The organism is Paraburkholderia sp. RL17-380-BIE-A, assembly GCF_046028085.1.
In the GTDB taxonomy this organism is placed as follows: domain Bacteria; phylum Pseudomonadota; class Gammaproteobacteria; order Burkholderiales; family Burkholderiaceae; genus Paraburkholderia.
This window is the reverse complement of sequence record NZ_JARESQ010000025.1, coordinates 1-21,519: the sequence shown is the minus strand read 5'-3', so window position 1 is coordinate 21,519 and position 21,519 is coordinate 1. Positions and strand designations below refer to the sequence as shown.

Annotated in this window: 16 protein-coding genes; 7 read left to right on the top strand and 9 right to left on the bottom strand. The window is 61.0% G+C overall.

The genetic code is table 11. The annotated features are described in order from the left end of the window. Positions 1 to 20: 20 nt before the first annotated feature. Complete coding sequence (locus P0D68_RS31645) at positions 21 to 1,370, bottom strand: hypothetical protein (RefSeq protein WP_408302739.1); 1,350 nt, start codon at positions 1,368 to 1,370, stop codon at positions 21 to 23. A gap of 704 nt (positions 1,371 to 2,074) precedes the next feature. Between P0D68_RS31645 and P0D68_RS31640 the strand changes: the two genes are divergently transcribed. The 4 genes from P0D68_RS31640 to P0D68_RS31625 all read left to right on the top strand — a co-directional run bounded on the left by P0D68_RS31640 (position 2,075) and on the right by P0D68_RS31625 (position 5,758). Continuing rightward, complete coding sequence (locus P0D68_RS31640; protein WP_408302829.1) at positions 2,075 to 2,359, top strand: DUF2274 domain-containing protein; 285 nt, start codon at positions 2,075 to 2,077, stop codon at positions 2,357 to 2,359. Positions 2,360 to 2,437: 78 nt separating this feature from the next. Continuing rightward, a complete protein-coding gene (locus P0D68_RS31635; protein ID WP_408302827.1) occupies positions 2,438 to 3,520 on the top strand; it encodes a type IV toxin-antitoxin system AbiEi family antitoxin in 1,083 nt (360 codons plus the stop codon). Then, positions 3,508 to 4,380 (top strand): hypothetical protein, encoded by an 873-nt coding sequence (locus P0D68_RS31630; RefSeq protein WP_408302737.1) that lies wholly within the window; start codon positions 3,508 to 3,510, stop codon positions 4,378 to 4,380. The genes P0D68_RS31635 and P0D68_RS31630 overlap by 13 nt, the downstream gene beginning before the upstream one ends. A gap of 10 nt (positions 4,381 to 4,390) precedes the next feature. After that, on the top strand, positions 4,391 to 5,758 hold the full coding sequence (locus P0D68_RS31625; protein ID WP_408302735.1) for an AbiJ-related protein: 1,368 nt from the start codon (positions 4,391 to 4,393) through the stop codon (positions 5,756 to 5,758). Here the strand turns inward: P0D68_RS31625 and P0D68_RS31620 are convergent. The 4 genes from P0D68_RS31620 to P0D68_RS31605 form a co-directional block, all read right to left on the bottom strand. After that, entirely contained in the window at positions 5,730 to 6,185 is a 456-nt protein-coding gene (locus P0D68_RS31620) for a hypothetical protein (RefSeq protein WP_408302733.1), read from the bottom strand. The two genes, P0D68_RS31625 and P0D68_RS31620, sit on opposite strands and share 29 nt — an antisense overlap. 78 nt (positions 6,186 to 6,263) lie before the next feature. Further along, positions 6,264 to 7,709: an efflux transporter outer membrane subunit gene (locus P0D68_RS31615; RefSeq protein WP_408468800.1), complete on the bottom strand. Its 1,446-nt coding sequence runs from the start codon at positions 7,707 to 7,709 to the stop codon at positions 6,264 to 6,266. Further along, the gene (locus tag P0D68_RS31610) at positions 7,706 to 10,912 is read right to left on the bottom strand and encodes an efflux RND transporter permease subunit (protein WP_408302729.1); all 3,207 of its coding nucleotides are present in this window, start codon (positions 10,910 to 10,912) and stop codon (positions 7,706 to 7,708) included. Before P0D68_RS31610 ends, P0D68_RS31615 begins: the two co-directional genes overlap by 4 nt. A gap of 12 nt (positions 10,913 to 10,924) precedes the next feature. After that, positions 10,925 to 12,154: an efflux RND transporter periplasmic adaptor subunit gene (locus P0D68_RS31605; protein WP_408302727.1), complete on the bottom strand. Its 1,230-nt coding sequence runs from the start codon at positions 12,152 to 12,154 to the stop codon at positions 10,925 to 10,927. Positions 12,155 to 12,517: 363 nt separating this feature from the next. Here P0D68_RS31605 and P0D68_RS31600 point away from each other — a divergent pair, with 363 nt between their 5' ends. After that, entirely contained in the window at positions 12,518 to 13,258 is a 741-nt protein-coding gene (locus P0D68_RS31600) for a response regulator (RefSeq protein WP_091793378.1), read from the top strand. After that, positions 13,242 to 14,489 (top strand): ATP-binding protein, encoded by a 1,248-nt coding sequence (locus tag P0D68_RS31595; RefSeq protein ID WP_408302725.1) that lies wholly within the window; start codon positions 13,242 to 13,244, stop codon positions 14,487 to 14,489. The genes P0D68_RS31600 and P0D68_RS31595 overlap by 17 nt, the downstream gene beginning before the upstream one ends. 71 nt (positions 14,490 to 14,560) lie before the next feature. Here the strand turns inward: P0D68_RS31595 and P0D68_RS31590 are convergent, their stop codons facing one another. The 3 genes from P0D68_RS31590 to P0D68_RS31580 all read right to left on the bottom strand — a co-directional run bounded on the left by P0D68_RS31590 (position 14,561) and on the right by P0D68_RS31580 (position 17,593). Then, a complete protein-coding gene (locus P0D68_RS31590; RefSeq protein WP_408302825.1) occupies positions 14,561 to 16,846 on the bottom strand; it encodes an LPS-assembly protein LptD in 2,286 nt (761 codons plus the stop codon). 164 nt (positions 16,847 to 17,010) lie between these two features. Next, the gene (locus P0D68_RS31585) at positions 17,011 to 17,400 is read right to left on the bottom strand and encodes a hypothetical protein (RefSeq protein ID WP_408185714.1); all 390 of its coding nucleotides are present in this window, start codon (positions 17,398 to 17,400) and stop codon (positions 17,011 to 17,013) included. Beyond that, a complete protein-coding gene (locus P0D68_RS31580) occupies positions 17,393 to 17,593 on the bottom strand; it encodes a hypothetical protein (RefSeq protein ID WP_408302723.1) in 201 nt (66 codons plus the stop codon). The genes P0D68_RS31585 and P0D68_RS31580 overlap by 8 nt, the downstream gene beginning before the upstream one ends. 326 nt (positions 17,594 to 17,919) lie before the next feature. Between P0D68_RS31580 and bamA the strand changes: the two genes are divergently transcribed. Beyond that, positions 17,920 to 20,229, top strand: coding sequence for an outer membrane protein assembly factor BamA (gene bamA / locus P0D68_RS31575; RefSeq protein WP_408302721.1), 2,310 nt, complete (start codon positions 17,920 to 17,922; stop codon positions 20,227 to 20,229). 696 nt (positions 20,230 to 20,925) lie between these two features. Here the strand turns inward: bamA and P0D68_RS31570 are convergent. Further along, positions 20,926 to 21,198 (bottom strand): hypothetical protein, encoded by a 273-nt coding sequence (locus tag P0D68_RS31570; protein WP_408302719.1) that lies wholly within the window; start codon positions 21,196 to 21,198, stop codon positions 20,926 to 20,928. Between the last annotated feature and the right edge of the window lie 321 nt (positions 21,199 to 21,519).

Genomic DNA, 21,519 nt, shown 5'->3' with positions numbered 1-21,519 from the left:
TATCGTCTTCGGTTGCCGAGTCAGCCTTGCCTTCGCTGCCGGAGGGGCGTTGACCATAGAAGTAACGCTCGACGAAATTGGTCCGTCGCGTCCTGCTGCCCAATGGGCCGGAAATCAGCCGCCCAAGCGGGCTTGCCGGCAACCAGTTCCCCTAACTCGGCGAAATACTCGGCTTCGGGTAGCCAACTTTCGTCGATCTTGTCACGCTGGGGCAATTCGAGCGTGACGTTCTCCACAGCACCATTGTTGGACGAAGCAACCACGATCTCGAAGCCACACAGTGCTGGGTTTAGCTTGAAACAAGCCTGCTGCTTGCTACCGTCGTTGGCGGCTTCGCGTCCGTTGCTCATGAGCCCGTCGGAGGCACGGCGTAAGGTGGCAAGCACGTCGGCCCGGCTGGTGATGATGGCGGCAATCAAGTCGCGCAATAGGGTCGTCTTTCCGGTGCCAGGCGGGCCATTGACGCCTAGTAACCCCTTTCCATTGGCCAGAGTGGACAGAATCGTGTTGACGGCCAGTTGCTGGGAATGCACGAGGCCCAAATGATGCTCCGTAGGCCAGCAGCTGTCGGCATAGGCATCCGGGATCAGTCGGTCGATCAGTGGCAGCGATACATGGTGATCGTCCACGTGCAAACGCGGCTTGGGATCGTGCCGACGCAAATACTGATCCAACGGCTCACTTCTCACGCCCTTGCCGATGTTGTCGGCAACATCGGCAAGATCATCGAGCAGGAAACTGTTGAGCGGATCGTCCTCCGATTCGGGCTTGTCGGGATTCACGGGCTGGGAGCGAAAGCGAAATCGATGGCGATCCATGTCGCCAAAGAAGTCAGCTACGCCGAGAAACTGGAGAATCCATTGGGTCAGTTCGCGCAAAGCGTTGCTGGACACCTGTTCTTCGAGCAGCGTCTTCGCGTGGTCGCCGATGGTCTTTTGATCGTCCTCAAATCCTCGGGTCCAGTCCTTTCCGGCCAGCACCCGTCCCAGGAACCACACTTCACTGGAAAGCACGAAGCTGTCATCCACCAACCGGCCTTCCATGGTGAATTTTGCCGCGAACAGCGCCGATTCGCGGAACTGCGGCTCTCGATAGCCTTGATCGGCGCCATAGACTTCGTTGAGCTTGTTGGCCACGAGGCGACTGTCATACAGATGGGCAAAAAGCGTATGGCTCCATACGCGTCTCTTGGGTAAGCCCTGCTTGCTGACGACGCTTTCCGCTACCCACGGAACAATGGGGCGCTGGATGGGTGTGTCGTGGATGAACGCCTCGTATCGGCCGCTACGTTTTTTCAGCTTGGGTGCCGACTGTGGTTGCAGCAACTCGACGGCATGCCAATAACGGACGATGCTCTCTTGGTCCTTCAATATTTCTTCTCCTCAATAGCCACTCGGATCCCCTCAGTGATGGGCGAGGTCCGACGTTCAATTTGATGCATAGAAGCGGCATTGGCGCGTCAAACTTGAAGCCCTGAGTACCAAGAGTGCGCAGATCCAGAATAATCGCATGTCACGGCGATGGTTGGCGCGTTGACTCTTGCCGTGACTCTCTGGACCAGGTTGTGCACGTGCCTGCCATCTTCGATGCTGGTGGTTCACCGCCTGTACGTCACGAAGGGCGGTTCACCGACACGCCGCCCGGCCTTGCTACGGAGCTTCCATGCCACGCCTCAACCATGAGGGCCGCCTGCTGGCGAGGGGCATTCTTGTCTTGTCGCTGGCGATTGTCCTTGCCCGCGTTAGGGCGCAAGCCGGTAAAGCCGTCGCCGGCCACGTCACTTTCGGGAGCGGGTGTCCTAGCGTCCTTGGCTTGTCGTGAATCCTGGCGGGGACGCGACTGCGCCTTGGGCTTCATGGCCGTAACCTTCCAGCGAAAACAATTTCCCCCGCGCTGCGCGCATTCCTCGCGGGGCAAATTCTTTTTTCGCTTCCAGGTTCTCCACTGTGCTGCGATCGCAAGCGGTGCGGCCGGGCCTGCCAGTCAGCATCATCGTCAACCGCGACCTGGTGCTGCGGCCGTTCCAGCCAATGTTCGTCAACCGGGGGACTTCACAAGGAGCACGACACGCAAGCTGCGGCTGGGGCCTCTGCCCAAGACCGAAAGCATCAAGCTGACGTTCGCGTGTCCGGCTACTCTCAAGGCCGACCTCGACCGCCACGCGGCTATGCACGCGCAGACCTACGGCGAAGCGGTTGATGCGACGACGCTGATCTCCCACATGCCGAAGGCATTCATGGTAGGAGATCGAGGGTTGAAGAAGGGGGCAGGGGCTGATCTTCAGCAAGGATTTCGAATAGCCGTCGTTGTCGCAGCTTGGCTACTGCTGCCTCAAAACCACAAAATTTCAGTGTTATGACCTATTTCAGCAAGCGATGAAATAGGTTTTCTGGTGAAATTCGTGCGCGGATTTCAGAAAATGTGCTACTTTCAGCGCATGTTGAAAGAGGAATATTTGATGAAAGAGGCTGAGTCCCGTGCCGGCGAAGCACTGCGCAAGGTGCTTGAGAAAGTTCCGATCCTGCAGATCGAAGGCATCGACGCCGAAGTCATGTCCGGCGATTGGGAGCCGGACTTGATCGCGCGGCTGCTCGTTGACGGACGGCCGCACCTACTTATCTGCGAGTACAAGTCGAACGGGCAACCGCGATACGCCAGGTCCGCGCTGCTGGAGTTGCGGAACTACGTTGCGCACCGAGTCCCCGCGGCGACGCCCGTCTTCATTGCTCCCTACATCTCGCCGGCAGTGAGGCAGATGTGCGAAGAAAAGGGCGTCGGCTATCTCGACTTGGAAGGAAATGCCCGGATCGCGTTCGGTGGCGTGTTCATCGAGCGCGCAGTGGCGGACAAGCCGGTGGCCGAACAGCGCGAACTCAAGTCGCTGTTCAGGCCAAAATCTGCGCAAGTGCTGCGCGCCATGTTGCGTGAGCCGGGCCGAGCGTGGCGGGTCACCGAGTTGTCGGAAATTTCCGGAGTCAGCTTGGGACATGTCAGCAATGTGCGCACCGGCTTGATTGATCGGGAATGGGCACGCGCCTCGGACGATGGCCTGGTTCTCACGGAACCCGATGCACTGCTGGACGCCTGGCGCGAGAGTTACGCAGCACCAGCCGGTGAGCGGTTGCGCTTCTACACGCCACTGCATGGCAGCGCATTTGAAGATGCGGCTCGAAGCGCTCTGCGCGCGGACAACAGTCCTGGCTGCGCGACCTTCGCATCGTTTTCGGCCGCACAGTGGCTTTCTCCATATGCGCGCACTGGCTCGCATTACTTCTTCGCCGACGACGAAGGCCTGCGCAAGCTCAAGTCAGCGTTGAAGCTCACGCCCAGCTCGAAAGGGGAGAACGTGGTCGTCACTGTGCCGAAGGACTTGGGACTCCTCGCCGATACCGTTGAGCCAGCGCCAGGTGCGATCTGCACGAGCCCGGTTCAAACCTACCTCGATCTCTCCATTGCCGGCGAGCGTGGCGCCGAGGCGGCGAACCACTTGCGACAGGAACGACTCTCATGGCCCAAATGACACCTGCACAGGAACCGCAGTCGGCGGCCGAGTACGACGACCGCACGACTGCGGCGGTGAAGTCCGTGCTGATCGAAATCGGGCAGATCCTTGGCAGCTTCAAAGGCAAGTTCGCCATCGTCGGCGGCGCGGTTCCCTGGCTGCTGCTGGCCAGCGAGGACATGCCCCACGTCGGCACGCTCGACGTGGATGTCGGGCTGGACGCAGAAGCACTCGGCGATGGTGAGTACGCCACCTTGATCAGTGCGCTTCAAGGCCATGGATATGCTCAGCGCGAGGGGCTTCGGCGTTTCCAACTGGTTCGCCAGGTCCCCACGCGAGATGGCGGGGAAGCAATCGATGTCGTCGTCGATTTCTTGATGCCCCGCGACGCCGAGATCGTCAAGAACGATCCGCCGCTGATCAGCGACTTTGCCGTGCAGCGGGCGGATGGCGCCGATCTGGCGATGCGCTTCTATCAACTCGTGGCGGTGACAGGGGCGATGCCGGATGGCGGGACAAACCGCGTGGAGATCGCGGTATGTTCCATCCCGGCTCTGCTGGCGATGAAGGGCCACGCACTGGCGGGCCGCTACAAGCAGAAGGATGCCTACGACATCTACTACTGCGTGCGGAACTACCCCGAGGGGATCGACGCGCTGGCACGGGAATGTCAGCCGCTCCTCGTGCATCCAAGCGGCGAACGTGGTTTCCGCTACATCGCCGAGAAGTTCGACACCTTCGAGGGATACGGGCCGACCTGTGTGAGGCGCTTCGTCGAAGACACGCATGCGCTGGGTGATCGTACGCCCGAGCAGTGGCAGCAGGATGCCTTCGGTCAGATCGACGCGCTGTTACGCGCTATGACGCTGCGAGCTTGAATCGTACCCAATGGACTACGCCCAACTTCGCTCGCTGTTGGCTCCGCTCATCATGGCGTTAAAAGACGCCGGCACGCATACCATGCTGCCGACGCTTTGCGAGGAATTGGGGTTGCCCGTGCCCGCCACTGAAGGCTCCAAGCGTGACCGCATGACCTCTAGCTTCGAGGCGACCGCCGACGCTGATCTGCCTGTGGTTGCACGCAAGCTGTTGGTTCGCCATCCACCCAATGCCACGACGCGCAACCAGATTCAGGACATTCTCTGGAGTGACAGCGGGTGTCCGCCGATCCCGAAACGGTATCGGCGCGAGGTCGCTCGAAGACTCAACAGCGAAGAGCTGTATGGGGATGCTCGCAGATTCGATGATCTTCTGGAGCGGTTGTGGATCTTGGATGCCGATGACTGGCTTAATTTGCTGGGCGGCAAGCCCAGCGGGTTGCGTGCGGACATTCAGCAGCACGTCCATCGGAATCCGGAGGACTGGCCTGCTGAAACGCTGTTCGACCAGTTGGGCGCCTATGACGCTTCCGATGGGCGCTTTGCGCTGTTTCTTGAGGGGCTGGCTTCGGCCGACGTGCGACCCCACGAGGCAGCGCAACGCCACTTCGTTGCTTGCGTCAACGAGTCGCTGCGCAATTGCGGTGTCGAGCTGCGCGAGACGGATTCGGAGGGAGGTTACCCGATTTTCTCGATGGTCTCGTTGCACGCGGCGGTCAAAGGCCGCCCGAAGAATCTCATCTTCGCCTCTCACGACAAGCCTGACCTACGTTTCCGCGACGCGCTGGACAACGACGTCGAGATCGTCACCAATGCCGATAAGGTGCTTGTTTATGACCGTCCCATCGGCAACGACGGACTGCGCTGGAATGACCTACAGCAGTGGTGGGGCGATACCGAGCGGATTGCCGATGCCACGCAGGCCAAGCGCTCGCTGTACGCACGTCTCAGGGCCAGCTTGCCCCGCAATTCCCCGCCGCAGTCCTTGCTCTTCGATGCCTTCTTCGAGGGCTTCCGCGGTGCCGTGCCGAACCTGCCCGCACTGCTGCCGGAAGTATGGCTTCTCTGGGACCCACGCACGGTCAAGGAGCGGGGGCCGGATGCGCTGCTGCGCTTTCGCATGGACTTCCTGTTGCTGCTACCACAGGGCGTGCGGGTCGTCATCGAAGTGGACGGCAAGCACCACTACGCGGACGGCGCCGGGTGCGCCGACGTGCAACGCTATGCGCAGATGGTCAAAGGCGACCGCGAACTCAAGCTTGCGGGATACGAAGTCTTTCGCTTTGGTGCAGCGGAGCTGCAGGCAGCCACAGCCAAGGCGGATGTGAAGGCCTTCTTCGAGGCCCTGTTCAAGCGCTACGGTATTCCGACGACCTGACCACACAACCTCGTGCTAACACTGGCAATTCCTTGGAGACCAGCGCAGAAGAGCCTGAAGTCTTGCTGCCTATTCGGTATGCTTGAAGCTGATTGATGATGGGTCGGCGCTTCGCAAATTGTCCCGAATCCCGCGCCAGAAAGAGCATCTTTTCCTGACGGTGAAAGCAACGGTAAAGACCCATGTCGGTCACTGCAAATTCCTTTAACCATGTTGACTTGCGAGTCTCGTTGATGATCGAGTGGGGGAATGATTCAGACTGCTCCCCGTCGTTCGGGGAGGTCCGGTTTTCCATGTTTTTCCATTCAAAAAGACATGAGGTTATTGTCCGCTCCGGTCTGCTGTGATCCGGGCAATGGCTGATGAAAATGCCGGTATCGTCACCGATACCGGCATTTTTTCTTTGGACAACCTTGTTCGATACCATCAAACCAGTCTGACTGGTACACGTTCGAAGAGTCCCTATGCTCACAGACACGCAGTTGCGAGCGCGGAGAGACACTTCTCACCGAATGCTTTCAGCTTGCTCCCAACCTCCGCCCAAAACCTTGTACAACGTCACAAGATTGGCCTGCCGGGACAGCGTATCGGTCGCGAGTTGCTGCTGCGCGGTGTAGAGCGTGCGCTGCGCATCGAGGAAGGTCAGAAAGCTGTCCGTACCCGCCTTGTAACGCGCTTCGGCCAGCGTGTAGTAACGCTGCGAGGACGTGACGTAGTCGCGATCCGCCTGCACCTGATCGATGTAGGTGGCGCGTGCGGTGAGCGCATTAGATACTTCCTTGAAGGCCGTCTGGATCGTGTTTTCATAGTCGGCGATCTCGATCTGCTTCTCGATTTTCGCAACATCGAGCGATGCCTTGTTGCTTCCGTAATCGAAGATCGGCATCGACACGCTCGGCGCGAATGCCCATGCTCCCGTGCCGGCCTTGAACAAACCCGAGAGCGTCGAGCTCGACGTGCCGGCCGTCGCCGTCAACTCGATCTTCGGGAAGAACGCCGCGCGCGCGGCGCCGATGTTGGCGTTCGCCGCTTTCAACGCATGCTCGGCCTGCACGATGTCAGGACGACGGGTGAGCAACAGGGACGGCACGCCCGCGCCGATGTCGGCGAACATGGACTCGTCGTCGAATGAGCGGGCAGGCGGCAGGTCGTCGGGAATCGGCGCGCCGAGCACAGCGACCAGATTGTTGCGGTCTTGCGCGACGGCACGACGGTAAGCCGCCAGGCTGGCCTTCGCGCTCGCCAACGAATTCTCGGCTTGTTGCACGTCGAGCAGGGAAGAGTTGCCCAACTCCTGAACACGCTTCGTGACCTCGTAGGTCGACTGATCCGCCTTGACCGTGTCTTCGGTTAATTGCAGCAGGCGTTCATCGGACAGCAAGGTCAGGTAGTCGGTCGCCACCGTCGCGATCAAACTGATCTGCGTGCTTTGGCGCGACGCGTCCGTGGCGAGATAGTTTTCCAGCGCCTGACGCTTGAGGCTGCGCAAGCGTCCAAAGAAATCGATTTCCCACGACGTCGTGCCGACATTGAGATCGCTGACACTGCTCGTCACGCCTTGGGTTCGCTCCCGAGTCAGGCTGCCGCTCGCGCTGATCGACGGCGCAAGCGCGGCGCGCGTGATCCGGTATTGCGCTTCGTACTCGGCGACGTTCAACGCCGCCACGCGCAGGTCGCGATTGTTCGCCAACGCGATGCCGATCAACCGCTGCAGACGTTCATCGCGAAAGAAGCTTTGCCATGCGGTATCGGCGGCCAGCGGCGGTGTGACGCCCGTGCTGCTCGCGCTCGTCGAACTCGCCGCGGCGCTCGTGCTTTCGTAGCCATCGCCGTGCGGATACGCCACCGCCACCGGCGCGGCGGGCCGTTCATAGTGCGGATCGAGCGTGCAGCCCGCGAGCAGCGCGAGCGCGAGCGCCGCTGCACAGGCACCGAGTTTGAGTCCCATCATTCAACACCTTCCTGTTGCTTGGTGTCGCCGTGCTCGCCGAACAGGCGTCGCACGACGACGAAGAAAACCGGCACGAAAAAGATCGCAAGGAACGTGGCGGCGATCATCCCGCCCATCACGCCGGTGCCGATTGCATGACGGCTCGCCGAGCCGGCGCCCGTGCTGATCACGAGCGGCAGGACGCCGAATATGAAGGCGAGCGAGGTCATCAGAATCGGCCGCAACCGCAACCGCGCGGCCTCGACGGTGGCTTCGATCAGCCCGCGCCCCTGCGCCTGCAGATCCTTGGCGAATTCGACGATCAGGATTGCGTTCTTGGTGGACAAGCCAATGGTCGCGAGCAGGCCGACCTTGAAATAGATGTCGTCGGAGAGCCCGCGGATATGCGCGCCCAGCACCGCACCGAGCACGCCGAGCGGCACCACGAGAATCACCGCGATCGGAATGGACCAGCTTTCATACAGGCCGGCAAGACAGAGGAACACCACGATCAGCGAAATCGCGTAAAGATAGATCGCTTGCGAGCCGGCAATGCGCTCCTGATACGATTGCCCGGTCCAGTCGATGCTGTAGCCCGCGGGCAGTTTCTTGACGAGCGCATCGACCGCGTCCATCGCCTGGCCGGTGCTTGTATTTGCACCGGTTTGCGCGGTCATTTCCATTGCCAGCGTGCGATTAAAGCGCTCGATCTGCGGCGGCCCGAAGGTCCATTTGCCGGTGGCGAAGGCGGAGAAGGGCACCATCTCGCCGTCGTAGCCGCTGGTGGTTGAACTGCTAGTTGAGCTGCTGGTCGAGCTGGTGCTCGTCGAAGTGGTGCTGCCCGAACTGCTCGTGGTGCTCGAGCGCACATACCATCGGCCGATGTCCGACGGCATCATCCGGTATGGAGCGTCGGCCTGGACGTAGACCTTTTGAATGCGCCCCGTATCGACATAGTTGTTCACATATGAAGAGCCGAACGCCGTCTGCAACGTGTCGTTCACATCGGCAATGGAGAGCCCGAGCGCGCTCGCCTTCTCACGGTCGATATCGACATGGAACTGCGGCGTGTCGTCGAGACCGCCGGGACGCATGCCGGACAACGCGCTGTCTTTGGCCGCGAGCGCGAGCAGTTGCTGGCGCGCGGCCATCAGCTTGTCGTGGCCTTGGCCCGCGCGGTCTTCCAGTTCGAAGTCGAGGCCGCTCTGTGTGCCGAGTTCCTGAATGGCCGGCGGATTGAGCGCGAAAATCTGCGCGTCGCGCGTGGCGGCGAAGTGCATGTTGGCGTGCTGGATGAGTGCCGCCGCCGAGCCGTCCTTGCCGCGCCGGGTGCTCCAGTCCTTGAGCTTCACGAACGCCAACGCGTTGTTCTGTCCGGAACCGTTGAAGCTGAACCCGGTCAGTGCGATGATCTTGTCGACCTGCGGAAGCCCGAGATAGTACGCTTCGACCTTCTTCACGGTTTCCAGCGTCTGCGCGGCGGGCGTGCCGACCGGCGCGGAAATCGAGGTGATGATGATCCCCTGATCCTCGTCGGGCAGGTAAGACGAAGGCAGCTTCATGAAGAGGAGTGCCACGACGCCCGCGATCAACACATAGATCACCATGTAGCGCATCGGATTGCCGATCACGCGCGAGACCGCCGAGTCATAGCGATCCGTGCCGCGCGCGAGCACGCGGTTGAACCAGCCGAACACGCCGCGTTTCGCGTGATGCTCGACGTCGTTACGCCGCAGCAAAGTGGCGCACAGCGCCGGCGTGAGCGTCAGCGCGAGGAACACGGAAAGCAGCATCGCCGCGACGATCGTCACGGAAAACTGCCGGTAAATCGCGCCCGTCGAGCCCGAGAAGAACGCCATTGGAATGAACACGGCGATCAGCACCGTCGTGATGCCGACCAGTGCGCCCGTGATCTGCTTCATCGCCTTGCGCGTGGCTTCGACCGGAGACAGTCCTTCTTCGGCGATCAACCGCTCGACGTTTTCGACGACCACGATGGCGTCGTCCACCAGCAGACCGATTGCCAACACCAGCCCGAACATCGACAGTACGTTGATCGAAAAGCCGACCACCGACATCACCGCGAACGTGCCGAGCAGGGCGACCGGCACGACAATGGTCGGAATCAGCGTCGCGCGCAGGTTCTGCAGGAACACGTACATCACGACAAAAACCAGCATGACCGCTTCGATCAGCGTCTTCACCACTTCTTCGATCGAGATCCTCACGAACGGCGTGGTGTCGTACGGATAGTCGACCACCACGTTGCGCGGCAATTGCCCGCTCAGTTCGTCGAGCTTGGCGCGCACGGCTTTCGCGACGCTCATCGCATTCGCGCCGCTCGCGAGCTTGACCGCGAGCGAGGCCGCCGGCGCGCCGTTCAGGCGCGAGTCCGTGCTGTAGTCGTCGCCGCCCACCTCGACGCGCGCGACGTCCTTGAGCATGACTTTCGAGCCGTCGCTATTTACACGCAACAGGATCGCGCCGAACTGCGCGGGCGTGGTGAGCAGGCTCGATGCGGAAATCGTCGCGTTGATGGCCTGCGTTTTCGTGGACGGCGAGCCGCCAATCTGGCCCACCGAGAGTTGCACGTTCTGATTCGTGATCGCGGTAGTAACGTCGGCGGTGGTGAGCCCGACTGCCTGCAACTTCACCGGGTCCAGCCAGATGCGCATGGCGTGTTGCGCGCCGAACAGCGTGACGTCGCCCACGCCGTTGATCTGTGTGAGCGGGTCCTCGATCTGCGTCGCGATGATATTGCCCAGATCGATGGAATTCATGCTGCCGTCGCTCGACGACAGCGACACGATCATCAGGAAAGCGTTGGCCGCTTTCGCGACCTGCACGCCTTGCTCCTGAACCGTCTCCGGCAGCGACGAACTGGCCTGCTCGACCTTGTTCTGCACTTGCACCTGCGCGATATCCGCATTGGTGCCCTGCTGAAACGTGAGCGTGATGCGCGCCTGTCCCGACGAACTGCTGGTGGACGACATATAGAGCAGATGGTCGATGCCGCTCAGCTTCTGTTCGATCACCTGCGTGACGGTCGTGGCGATGGTTTCGGCGGAGGCGCCCGGATAGGTTGCCGTAATTTGCACGGAAACCGGCGCCACGCTCGGATACTGTTCGACCGGAAGCGTCTCGATGGAAGCACCGCCGATCATCATGATGACGATGGCGATGACCCACGCGAGGATCGGTCGGTTGATAAAAAATCCTGCCATGAGAATCTCGCTTTAACTATGGGCTGCCGACGTGTTGTCCGCGGTGGCGGGCGTGGCCGAGGTGCCCGATGTGCCGGGGCTTTCGACGGGCTTGACGAGCGAGCCGGTGCGCGCTTTCTGCGAGCCCGCGACGATCACGCGATCGCCCGCTTTGAGGCCGCTCGTGACGAGCCAGTCGCTGCCCGATGCGGTGTCGGCCGTCACGGTTCTCTGCACGACCTTGTTGTCGGCGCCGACGGTGAGCACGCTGGCGGAGCCGTCCGACGCACGCGAGACCGCGAGTTGCGGCACCGTGATTGCCTGCTGGTTCACGCCTTCTTCGAGTCGCGCGCGCACGAACATGCCGGGCAATAACACGCCGTCCGGATTCGGGAATACGCAGCGCAAGGTCACGGACCCGGTGGTGGCGTCGACGGTGATATCGGAGAACAGCAGCTTGCCGGGCTGCGCATAGGTGCTGCCGTCTTCCATCACCAGATGAACGACGGCGCCGTCCGTGCCGGCCTGCTGCAATTGACCGCTCGCGAATTCCTTCTGCAGACGCAGCCAGTCCGCGGAGGAGCGTGTGACGTCGAGATACATCTCGCTCGTCGCCTGCACCGTTGCGAGCGCGGTGGTCTGCTCGGCGGTCACGAGCGCGCCTTCGGTCACGCTCGATTTGCCGATGCGGCCCGCAATCGGTGCCACCACCTTTGTGTAGCCGAGATTGATCGCGGCGGTCTTCAACGCGGCGCGGTCGGCGACGACGTCGGCTTTCGCCTCGTCCAGCGCGGCGACGGCGTCGTCGTAGTCCTGGCGGCTCACGCCCTGGATCTTCGAGAGTTCGGCGTAGCGCGTGGCCTTGGTCTGCGCGGCGCTCGCCGTCGCCACTGCTTTGGCCAGCGTGCCGACCGCCTGGTCATAGGCGGCCTGATAACTGGACGCGTCGATCTGATACAGCACGGCGCCGGACGCGACCTGCGAGCCCTCGGTAAACAGGCGTTTTCTGACGATGCCTTCGACTTGCGGCCGGACTTCGGCGACGCGAATCGCCGAGAGCCGTCCGGACAATTCGGTGCTCGACACAACGGTATGCGGCGTGATGGTCTGGACGCTGACTTCGGGGACCGTCTGCACGGGTCCATGAGACGCTTCGTCGCCGCAACCGGACAACATGAATGTGGCAACGGCAACGGCCGCCGCGAGTAGCGTGAACGCCGGCGCGCGCGGTGACGGCTCAACCGCGATGGTGAGAGTGGGCATGCTGTGAGCATCCTTCGACTGGATTTCGAACAAGGTCCGTCTGGCGCGCGCCGTTCGCTCGCGAAAGAGCCCGCGCAGCGCTGCGCCAACGGCAAGATGGAGCCCAGCATAGAGACCAACGTCTTACGGTGGCTTAGACAGGGATTACGACTTGTAACGGAGCGCGGCTTGTGGGGTGGGGGGATGGGATGGGAACGTGATGCCGTGCGCAAGACACTCGAACTGGCCGCGCCGCCGTAATAAACTGTAAGCGTGGCTAAGAACCCGCAACCCTCGGCGTCGCGCGATTCGATATATTTCGACCCAGTGGCTGGCGCGCGGGAATGCCGTCCGTCAACTCTCCTCATCGATCAGGGCCCAGCCATGCCAGACACGCCCATCCAGGTTCTACTGGTCGACGACGACGCCGACCTTCGCGACCTGCTCCGAACGTTCTTTCAGCAACGCGGCATCGAGATGTCCGTGCTGCACGACGCCAATCATTTGAGCCGCCGGCTTGAACGTGAGCGGCCCTCGATCATCGTGCTCGATCTGATGATGCCGGGCATCGACGGACTGAGCGCGCTCAAGCAATTGCGCGCCAATGGCGACGCGATTCCCGTGATCATGCTGACGGCACGCGCCGACGGCGTGGATCGCGTGGTCGGTCTCGAACTCGGCGCCGACGACTATCTCGGCAAGCCGTTCATGCCACAGGAACTGCTTGCGCGTATTCATGCGGTGCTGCGCCGGCATGCCCAACCGGCGCTCGCAGCGGCGTCGCCGGTCGAAAAGCGTGAAGCACTCCGCTTCGGCCGCTTCAGGCTCGATTTCGCGAGCCGCACGCTATTTCGAGGTGACGAGCTGCTCAAGCTGACCGGCGGCGAATACGCGTTGCTTGAGGTGCTTGCCCAACATCCGATGGAAACGCTGTCGCGCTCGAAGCTAGTCGACCTGCTGCACGGTCCCTATTCGGAAGTGACCGAGCGCGGTATCGACGTGCCGGTGTGGCGCCTGCGCCGTCTGCTCGAAGACGATCCGGCCAATCCGCGCGTGATTCAGACGATACGTGGCACCGGCTACATGTTCGTGCCTGGCGGCAGTGACGATGACCAATCCCTTTAACACGCTGTTCGGCCGGCTCTCGTTGATGACGGTGAGCCTGATCGTGCTGGTTCACATTACCGCCCTGTTGCTCGTGGACCGTGAGCGCGGCCAGATCGACACGGCTCACGCGCAGCGCGCTCTGCTTCTCGCAGTTCAGGCAGAACATGACGGTACTCTGGCCGCTTCGCACGTATCGGCGATACTCGGCGTGTCGTATGTGAAAGCGAACGACGCGATCGCGTCAGGCTGTCCCGCGCCGTGCGAGAACACCTCGGGTCCGTTCGAACGCGACTTGCGGGCGAAGTTGCCGCCTGGCAGCCAGGTGGTGTCCAACGCCGACGATGGCACGGTGTGGGTGCACTACGCGGGCAATCCGGATTGGATCAAGCTGCAGAATTCGATGTTGCCGGCGCGACGCTTTCTCGGTGCGTCGGCGATGATGCTGATCTTTGCGGTGATCGTCGCGTTGGTTGCTGCGTGGCATTTGCAGCGGCCGTTGCATCGGTTGGCGCTCGCGGCGCGTGAGTTCCGCGTGGGCCATCGCGCGCCGGTTGTGGAGGCGAGCGGTCCGCGCGAAGTGAAGGAGTTGATCGGCGACTTCAACCAGATGGTGCACGAACTCGCGCAAGCCGAGCAGGAGCGCGCGGTGATGCTGGCCGGCGTGGCGCACGATCTGCGCGCGCCGATTACGCGTATGCAGGTGCGCGCGGATCTGCTGCCCGACGAAGCGAACCGTCGCGGCTTCTTGCGCGATGCGGAGTCGTTGTCGCGGATCGTCACGCAGTTTCTGGACTTTGCGCGTGAGACGGCCGACGCTTCACCGCGCACCCACGTCGATGCGCATTGCCGCCGCCACTACGGCGACAGTCTCGCTGACGATGCACTCGTGCGTCTGAATCTGCGCGCCGGTGACGGCTTCGAGTTGCCGCTCGTCGACCTCGACCGGATTCTGACGAATCTGATCGAGAACGCGCTGACGTACGGCGAACCGCCGGTGGAAATCTCGACGTCACGGGAAAACGGCCGCTTCACGCTCGTGGTGCGCGATCACGGCAGCGGCATACCTGGCAACCAGCTCGACCGCGCGCTGCAACCCTTTGGGCGGCTCGACGAAGCGCGCGGCGGCGATGCCCATTGCGGCTTGGGCCTCGCGATCGTGCGGCGTCTGGTGCGGTATAACGGTGGCGAGTTTCATGCGGATAACGCGCCCGACGGAGGGTTCGTGGTGTCGATGACGTTTCCGCTGTAGTCGCAGCGTGGCGACGGGCAGCATGACGAATTGTCAGAGAAGCAGCCCAGGCAGGAGCGGGCGTACCTCTCTTACGGATAGTCACTGAAGCGCGAGGTGGGTTCGTTGACCGTCGAAGCCGGTGTATAACCTGGCACATTCGCGCGAAACTGATCGAGCAGCCCGTTATCCACCTGCGAGAAACCCTTGAGCTGAAGTTGCATCAACACACGCGTACCGGTGCTCGGCGACGTGGTCGAACTGGTGGCGTTGGTGTACTTTTCGAACGCGACGCCCAATGACCAGCAATCCGCGTCGTACTGAAATCCCAGCAATCCTGCGATCAGGCGGTGCGTACTCATGTCGTAATTCACCCGGGCCACACTCACCACGTTGCGCGCGAGTGGCCATTGCTCCGACACGATGAACTGGTTGACCGGCTGATAGTCGAGCGTACTGTTAGCCCGCGTATAGCGATACGCGACGTTCAACACCTCGCGCGCCCCCGGCGCCCAGCCGAAGCCGGCCTCCGCATGGGTCAGGTAATGGTTGGCCTGGCTGTACTCCACCGCCTGTTCGGTCGTGAAATCCGGCCCCACCTTGTACGAAGCGCCCACGATCACGCCGGTACGAGCGACCGTACTGGCCGCGTCGTCCGTCTGCAGGGTCACGCGCGGGGTGCGGAAGTCGTACTGCTGCGCGAGGATGAAACGGGCGCGCTCGTCGCCGCTCGCGGGATCGATGAAACGCGTGGTCAGTGCGGCGGTGACGCGATTGGCGTCGGACACCCGGTCGTTGCCGACGAAGCTGTTGGGCATGAACAATTCCGTGAGCCCGAAATCGGCCGTTGCCGTATCGAACAGCGGCACGAACGATTGGTCGCGATACGGCGTGTAGACATAGAAAAGCCGTGGTTCGAGGGTCTGTATGTACGATTGCCCGAAAAGCCGCACGCTGCGCTCGAACCGCATGCCCGAGTCGAGGCTGAAGGTGGGTACGTTCACACTGAACGACTTCGGCTCCCCGGCGGGCACGTCGGTACCGATCGAGGTCAGGTCGTAGGCTGCGAAATGCCACGCGAGCTTCGGCGTGATGAACCAGCCTGGGCGCTCGATCGGATAGCTGACGTAAGGATTGAACACGAAGCGGTTGCCTTGCGTCATATCCGACGATGAGATCGTGAAACGTGTCGCGTCCGCTTCGGCGCCGAAGTCGAATCCGCCCACGTCGTAGCGTGCGTAGTGCACGTTCACCTGCGGTTCGCGGTTATAGGTCGAGTCGCTCGAGAAAGTCTGCCAGCGCTGTTCGCGGGCCAGCACGCTCCACGGACCGTTGCTGTAGGTGAGGCCCGCCTCCTGTTGGTAGAGCGTGGTGGAGCCGGTTGGAAACGCCACACCCGAGGCCAGATCGGTCGACACCGTCGAGTCCGACACGCGGTTGTAGTTCACGTAGGCGTTCAGACCGGAACCGAGATTCCAGTTCTGATTCAACGCAATCGAGTAGCGTTGTGTGCCGGTAATCGCATCGTGCGGCAGCCATGCGAGAGATATCGTGCCCGAATCGCCCGGCTGCATATAACGGTAGTCGGCGGTCAGCATCTCGCCTCGACGCGACATGATGCGCGGCGTGAGCGTGAGGTCGTAATTCGGCGCGAGACTGAAGTAGTACGGCAATGCGACGTCGACGCCGTTGGTGGAACTGACCGAGAACGTCGGCGGCAGGAAGCCGCTGCGGCGGGCGCCGGACAATGGAAACGACAGCCATGGGCTCGCCAGCAGTGGCACGCCCTGAAAAAACAGCACGCCGTAGTGCGCGATGCCTTCGTCGTTGCCATTGTCGATATCGAATTCGGATGCCTTCAGATACCACGCCGGCGCGGACTCGCATTGGCAGGTGCTGTATGTGCCGCGATAAACGATGGTACGTTCGTTATCGACCACATCCGCGCGCTCGGCGCTGCCCCATCCGCCGCTGAGATTGAACCTGTACTTCGGCACGCTGATATAGCCGTGGTTTGCCTCCACATAAAAATGCGCGTCCGGCCCGTCGAATACGTTGCCGTTGTCGGCGAGGCGCACATGGCCGTAGGCGTCGACCTTGTCGCGGTCGACGTCGTAATGCAGCGCGTCTGCCTCGACAATCGACGCCGGGCGCCGCAACTGCGCGTGTCCTTTCAATGAGACGTCGGTGCCGGTCGTGGTGGTCATCGAATCGGCTATCGCCGAGGTGACGGGTTTGTCGCCCGGCCGCAGGGGATGTTCGCTCAATTGCGGCGCGAGGCGCAGGCCCCAGATGCCGTCGGGCGATTCGGGCACCGCTGCGGTGCCGGCCAATTGCGCGTAACCGGCAAGTGGCGCGCATCCTGCCGCGCATAGCACGAGAGGAACGAGCGGCCGCAAACGTAGACGCTGAAATACACGGCGTAGTATCAAGACAGGTAATGCCCGGAAAGGAGGAGGGAGGCTGCGATTCGGCGTGGTGAAGAGGAGCCCGGGCATGCGCCCGGTCGAACAGCGTCATGCGCGGGTGGATAGACCGGGCTTTACTGAAGCGTCATGTCGTTCGAGCGGGGCTCGCTTACACCCGCTGCGCCGCCGAGCGCCTGCAGCAGATAGGGAATCTGCCCGGCCGGCAACGAAAACGACAACCCCGCGCTGCCGGATAGCCGGAAGCGGATCACCACCATCTCCATACCGTTGAGCCGACCGACTTCCCAGCCCTGGCAGTGCAACGCGAAGCCCATGTCCTGATCGTTATGAATCACGCGGTCGGCGTGCTCGATGGCATTCGGCAGGGCGACCAGCAAGTCGTTGAGTACCGAGCGATGCAACGCAGCGGTGGGCTGATTGCCGTGAATGAGCAGGTATTGACCATCCGCCGTCAACTGCATGTCGGTAATGGAATTGAGCATGAAGGTCGACGAATCAGACACGGTTCGGTTCCTCCAGTCCTGGCGTTGTCCGGCTCGCGGCTTGACGATCCGCCGTGTTCGCGATGTTCGCCGCGCTGCCGGGCACCTCGCGTGGAGTGAGCAGCGACGCCAGAGCCAGATGGATCGAGAAGATCGGCGTTGAGCTGGCACGCAGGACCGCCGCCAGAACGGTGGGTGAAAGATATTCAATCATGATCGCTTCTCCAAATCGCGTTTCGCAGGTAGCGGAATCGACAATTTGACGATAGCAGCGCACGCCGGCCGCCGGGTTACACGCGCCCTACGCTTCCTTGGGTTCTGTAACGCTTTATTTCGACGCACGGTCTGCAAAGCGAATGCGCCTGCCCAACGAGCAGCCTACGCACGTTAGCAACCCTAATGTACGGAAAGTTTTCAGTAACGATCCAGGGCAATCACGTCCCTATACTTCGCGCTTTCCAGAGCCGAGGCACGTCGTTTCGAATGCAGCGCTCGCATGCTTTCTCGTTGTCGCGCGATGCATCAGGACTGAAACCCAAGATGAAACTTCAAGTATTAACGAGCCGTTTAGGCGGCGCGCTCTCGCTCGCCGGCATTACGCTGACAAGCGGGTCCGCCCAGGCCGCGCAGCCTTTCGTGGTGCAAGACATCCGCATCGAGGGACTGAAACGTGTCGAGGCCGGCACGCTGTTCGCCTATCTACCGATCAAGCAGGGCAGCATGTTCAGCGACGATAAGGCTTCCGAAGCGATCCGCGCGCTCTATGCCACCGGCTTCTTCAACGAGGTGCGGATCTCGACCGAGGGCAATGTCGTGATCGTGTACGTGCAGGAACGTCCGGCCGTCGGTACGATCGACTTCGCGGGTATTCATGAATTCGACAAGGAAAACCTCACCAAGGCACTCGGTTCGGTCGGACTGTCGCAGGGCCGCTATTACGACAAGGCGCTGGTCGACAAAGCCGAACAGGAACTCAAGCGCCAGTACCTGACGCGCGGCTATTACGCCGCCGAAGTCGTCACCACGATCACGCCGATCGACCGCAATCGGGTGGCCGTGCTGTTCTCGGTCGCCGAGGGGCCGAGCGCGAAGATCCGCCAGATCAACTTCATCGGCAACCAGGCATTCAGTACCGATACGTTGCGCGACGAGATGCAACTGTCCACGCCGAACTGGTTCTCGTGGTACACGAAGAACGACCTGTACGCGAAGGACAAACTCACCGGCGATCTGGAACACGTACGCGCGTATTACCTGAATCGCGGCTATCTGGAGTTCAACATCGAGTCGACTCAGGTATCGCTGACACCCGACAAGAAGGAGATGTACCTCACCGTCACGCTGCACGAGGGCGAGCCGTATACGATTACGTCGATCGGTCTCGCGGGCAATCTGCTCGATCGCGAAGCGGAATTGAGAAAGCTCGTCAATATAAAAGCCGGTGAGCGTTTCTCGGCCGAGAAGCTGCAGGCCACCACCAAGGCCATTGTCGACAGGCTGGGGGAGTATGGCTATGCATTCGCCACCGTCAATGCGGTGCCGAAGATCGATCAGGAACACCATACGGTCGATCTGACATTGCAGGTGGACCCGAGCCGCCGCGTGTATGTGCGCCACATCAATGTGATCGGCAACACGCGTACGCGTGACGAAGTGGTGCGCCGTGAAATGCGTCAGCTCGAAAGCTCGTGGTTCGATTCGAACCGTCTCACGCTGTCGAAAGACCGGGTCAACCGGCTCGGCTACTTCACCGATGTGGATGTCACCACGGTGCCGGTGGAAGGCTCGCCCGATCAGGTCGACGTGGACGTCAAGGTCAGCGAGAAACCCACTGGCGCGATTACGCTGGGCGCGGGCTTTTCGTCGACGGACAAGGTCGTGCTCTCGGCCGGCATCTCGCAAGACAACGTGTTCGGTTCGGGCACGAGCCTCGCCGTGAACGTGAACACCGCGAAGACCTACCGCACACTGACCGTGACGCAGACCGATCCCTATTTCACCGTGGACGGCATCAAGCGGATCACCGACGTGTACTACCGCACCAACTACCCGCTCTACTACTATACGGACACAAGCTTTCGTATCATCACGGTGGGCGCGGATCTGAAATTCGGCATTCCGTTTTCCGAGGCGGATACCGTCTATTTCGGTGTTGGACTTGAACAGAACCGCCTGTCGACGGATTCGTCCACGCCGCAAAGTTACAAGGACTACGTCGCCGAATTCGGCCACGTGGTCAACAATGTGCCCCTCACGGCGGGGTGGGCTCGCGACAATCGAGACAGCGCACTGGTGCCGAGTCGCGGCTACTTCATTCAGGGTAACGGCGAAGTCGGCACGCCGGCCGGCGGCACCGAATACTACAAGGCGGACGTGCAGGCGCAGTATTACTACTCGTTCTCGCGCGGCTTCATTCTCGGCCTGAATCTGCAGGGCGGTTATGGCAATGGATTTGCGGGTAAGGCCTATCCGATCTTCAAGAACTACTATGCGGGCGGGATCGGCTCGGTGCGCGGCTACGAGTCCGGTTCGCTCGGTCCGACCGACAAGACGACCGGCGACCCGATCGGCGGCTCGCGCATGGTAGTGGCCAACGTCGAGATGACGTTCCCGCTGCCAGGCAGTGGTTGGGACCGGACGCTACGCGTATTCACTTTCCTCGATGCCGGCAATGTCTGGGGCGACGAAGGCAACAGCACCGGCGCCAACGGATTGCGTTACAGCTACGGTGCGGGTCTCGAATGGATTTCACCGATTGGTCCGCTCAAGCTTTCGCTCGGCTTCCCGATCGTCAAACACGCGACTGACAAATATCAGAAGTTCCAGTTTCAGATCGGCACGTCGTTCTGAGCGAGTGTCGCAAGGCTGCGGGCCTGAGCCGCGCAGAGGCTGCGCGGTTGCTGCCTGCGGCGCTATCGGTCGAGAGACCAGCGTCAGGATGTTGTGCGCAATCAGAAGGTCACATTAGCCTGCGGCGTGCGGCGGATATCAGTCCGACCGAAAAACTTTCGTAAGCGCTGCGCCAGAAGGCTATCTAAACGCGTCTTATCAGCGGGGACCTGATCTGTAACATAGGCGGCGAGACTGCTTGGTCATTTTAAAACACGAGTGGAGCATGAAAGGAGGCCCATTCATGAATCCTCGCGTATGCCAGGTGCTTTTGTCAGGAGCGAATGTGCGGCGGCTTCTTTTGACCACATTGCTGGCGGGAATAGGCGGATTGCAAGGTTGCTCGGCTACGCTGGAAACCCTTGGATTAGGGGTTGGGTTGGGCATCGGGGTGGGAACGATCGCAGCGATAGGTACGATCGCTTGCGCGATCGGCTGTGAGCGTAATCACGGGTTTTGAGTGGGCTTGCCGGGATCCACCTGGTGGTGATGACGCGTCTCTGCCGATGACACGACTGACATCGTCGGCGCTCGAATACCCGCTCTGAGAGTTTGGTCCGGTCCCGGCGCATTCTATTCACTCAAACGGCCGGGTAGCCGTCGAAAAAATACGAAGAGTTGTTACCGACGAATTCGTCCTGGTCTTCAAGATCCTTTTTACCTGACAGTTGTCTTCGTGGAGTCGTTGACGACACCGGTAACGGAACGCACGATTTCGCGATTGTGTTCTTCTTGAGCGGCGGGTGTCACGGTACGTGAAGACTCAAGCTCTGCGCGAACTTCCGCGCGAGTCTTGACGCCCAGTCCATAGTTGGGAGGGCCTTCATAGCTGCCCGATCGGCCGATTCCCTGGCCTCCTTGAGCAAAAGCAGTCGTCGTGATGATGGTCGCGACGAGTGCCAACGAAAGTCGATAAAGAGTGGCTGACATATTGAAGATCCGTTAGAGAAAAAATCTACGAAAGATGACGCTTAAGGATAAAAATTAAAGTTGGTAATACGAAATAAAAATAAGTGGCAGGTAGATAAGAACTAAATTCGTGGCAACCTTCTCGGTTAAAAGTTACCCATCTTCGGCGCTCTGAACTGGCTGACTATCTCCGTGCGGGTCTGCCGGCCAGTCGGTATTGCGGTGAGTCCGTTTTCGAGCAGAACTGCCAACGCTCACGTTTCATTTGTGAGCGTTGACGTTCTCATCGCTCACTCGACCGCTTTCACCATATCCTCAATCACCTTCTTCGCATCGCCGAAC

Coding starts and splice junctions, on each gene's coding strand:
- P0D68_RS31635 (WP_408302827.1), top strand. CDS start 2,438: ATGTTGAAAGAGGAATATTTGATGAAAGAGGCTGAGTCCCGTGCCGGC.
- P0D68_RS31630 (WP_408302737.1), top strand. CDS start 3,508: ATGGCCCAAATGACACCTGCACAGGAACCGCAGTCGGCGGCCGAGTAC.
- P0D68_RS31625 (WP_408302735.1), top strand. CDS start 4,391: ATGGACTACGCCCAACTTCGCTCGCTGTTGGCTCCGCTCATCATGGCG.
- P0D68_RS31620 (WP_408302733.1), bottom strand. CDS start 6,185: ATGGTATCGAACAAGGTTGTCCAAAGAAAAAATGCCGGTATCGGTGAC.
- P0D68_RS31615 (WP_408468800.1), bottom strand. CDS start 7,709: ATGATGGGACTCAAACTCGGTGCCTGTGCAGCGGCGCTCGCGCTCGCG.
- P0D68_RS31610 (WP_408302729.1), bottom strand. CDS start 10,912: ATGGCAGGATTTTTTATCAACCGACCGATCCTCGCGTGGGTCATCGCC.
- P0D68_RS31605 (WP_408302727.1), bottom strand. CDS start 12,154: ATGCCCACTCTCACCATCGCGGTTGAGCCGTCACCGCGCGCGCCGGCG.
- P0D68_RS31600 (WP_091793378.1), top strand. CDS start 12,518: ATGCCAGACACGCCCATCCAGGTTCTACTGGTCGACGACGACGCCGAC.
- P0D68_RS31595 (WP_408302725.1), top strand. CDS start 13,242: ATGACCAATCCCTTTAACACGCTGTTCGGCCGGCTCTCGTTGATGACG.
- P0D68_RS31580 (WP_408302723.1), bottom strand. CDS start 17,593: ATGATTGAATATCTTTCACCCACCGTTCTGGCGGCGGTCCTGCGTGCC.
- bamA (WP_408302721.1), top strand. CDS start 17,920: ATGAAACTTCAAGTATTAACGAGCCGTTTAGGCGGCGCGCTCTCGCTC.
- P0D68_RS31570 (WP_408302719.1), bottom strand. CDS start 21,198: ATGTCAGCCACTCTTTATCGACTTTCGTTGGCACTCGTCGCGACCATC.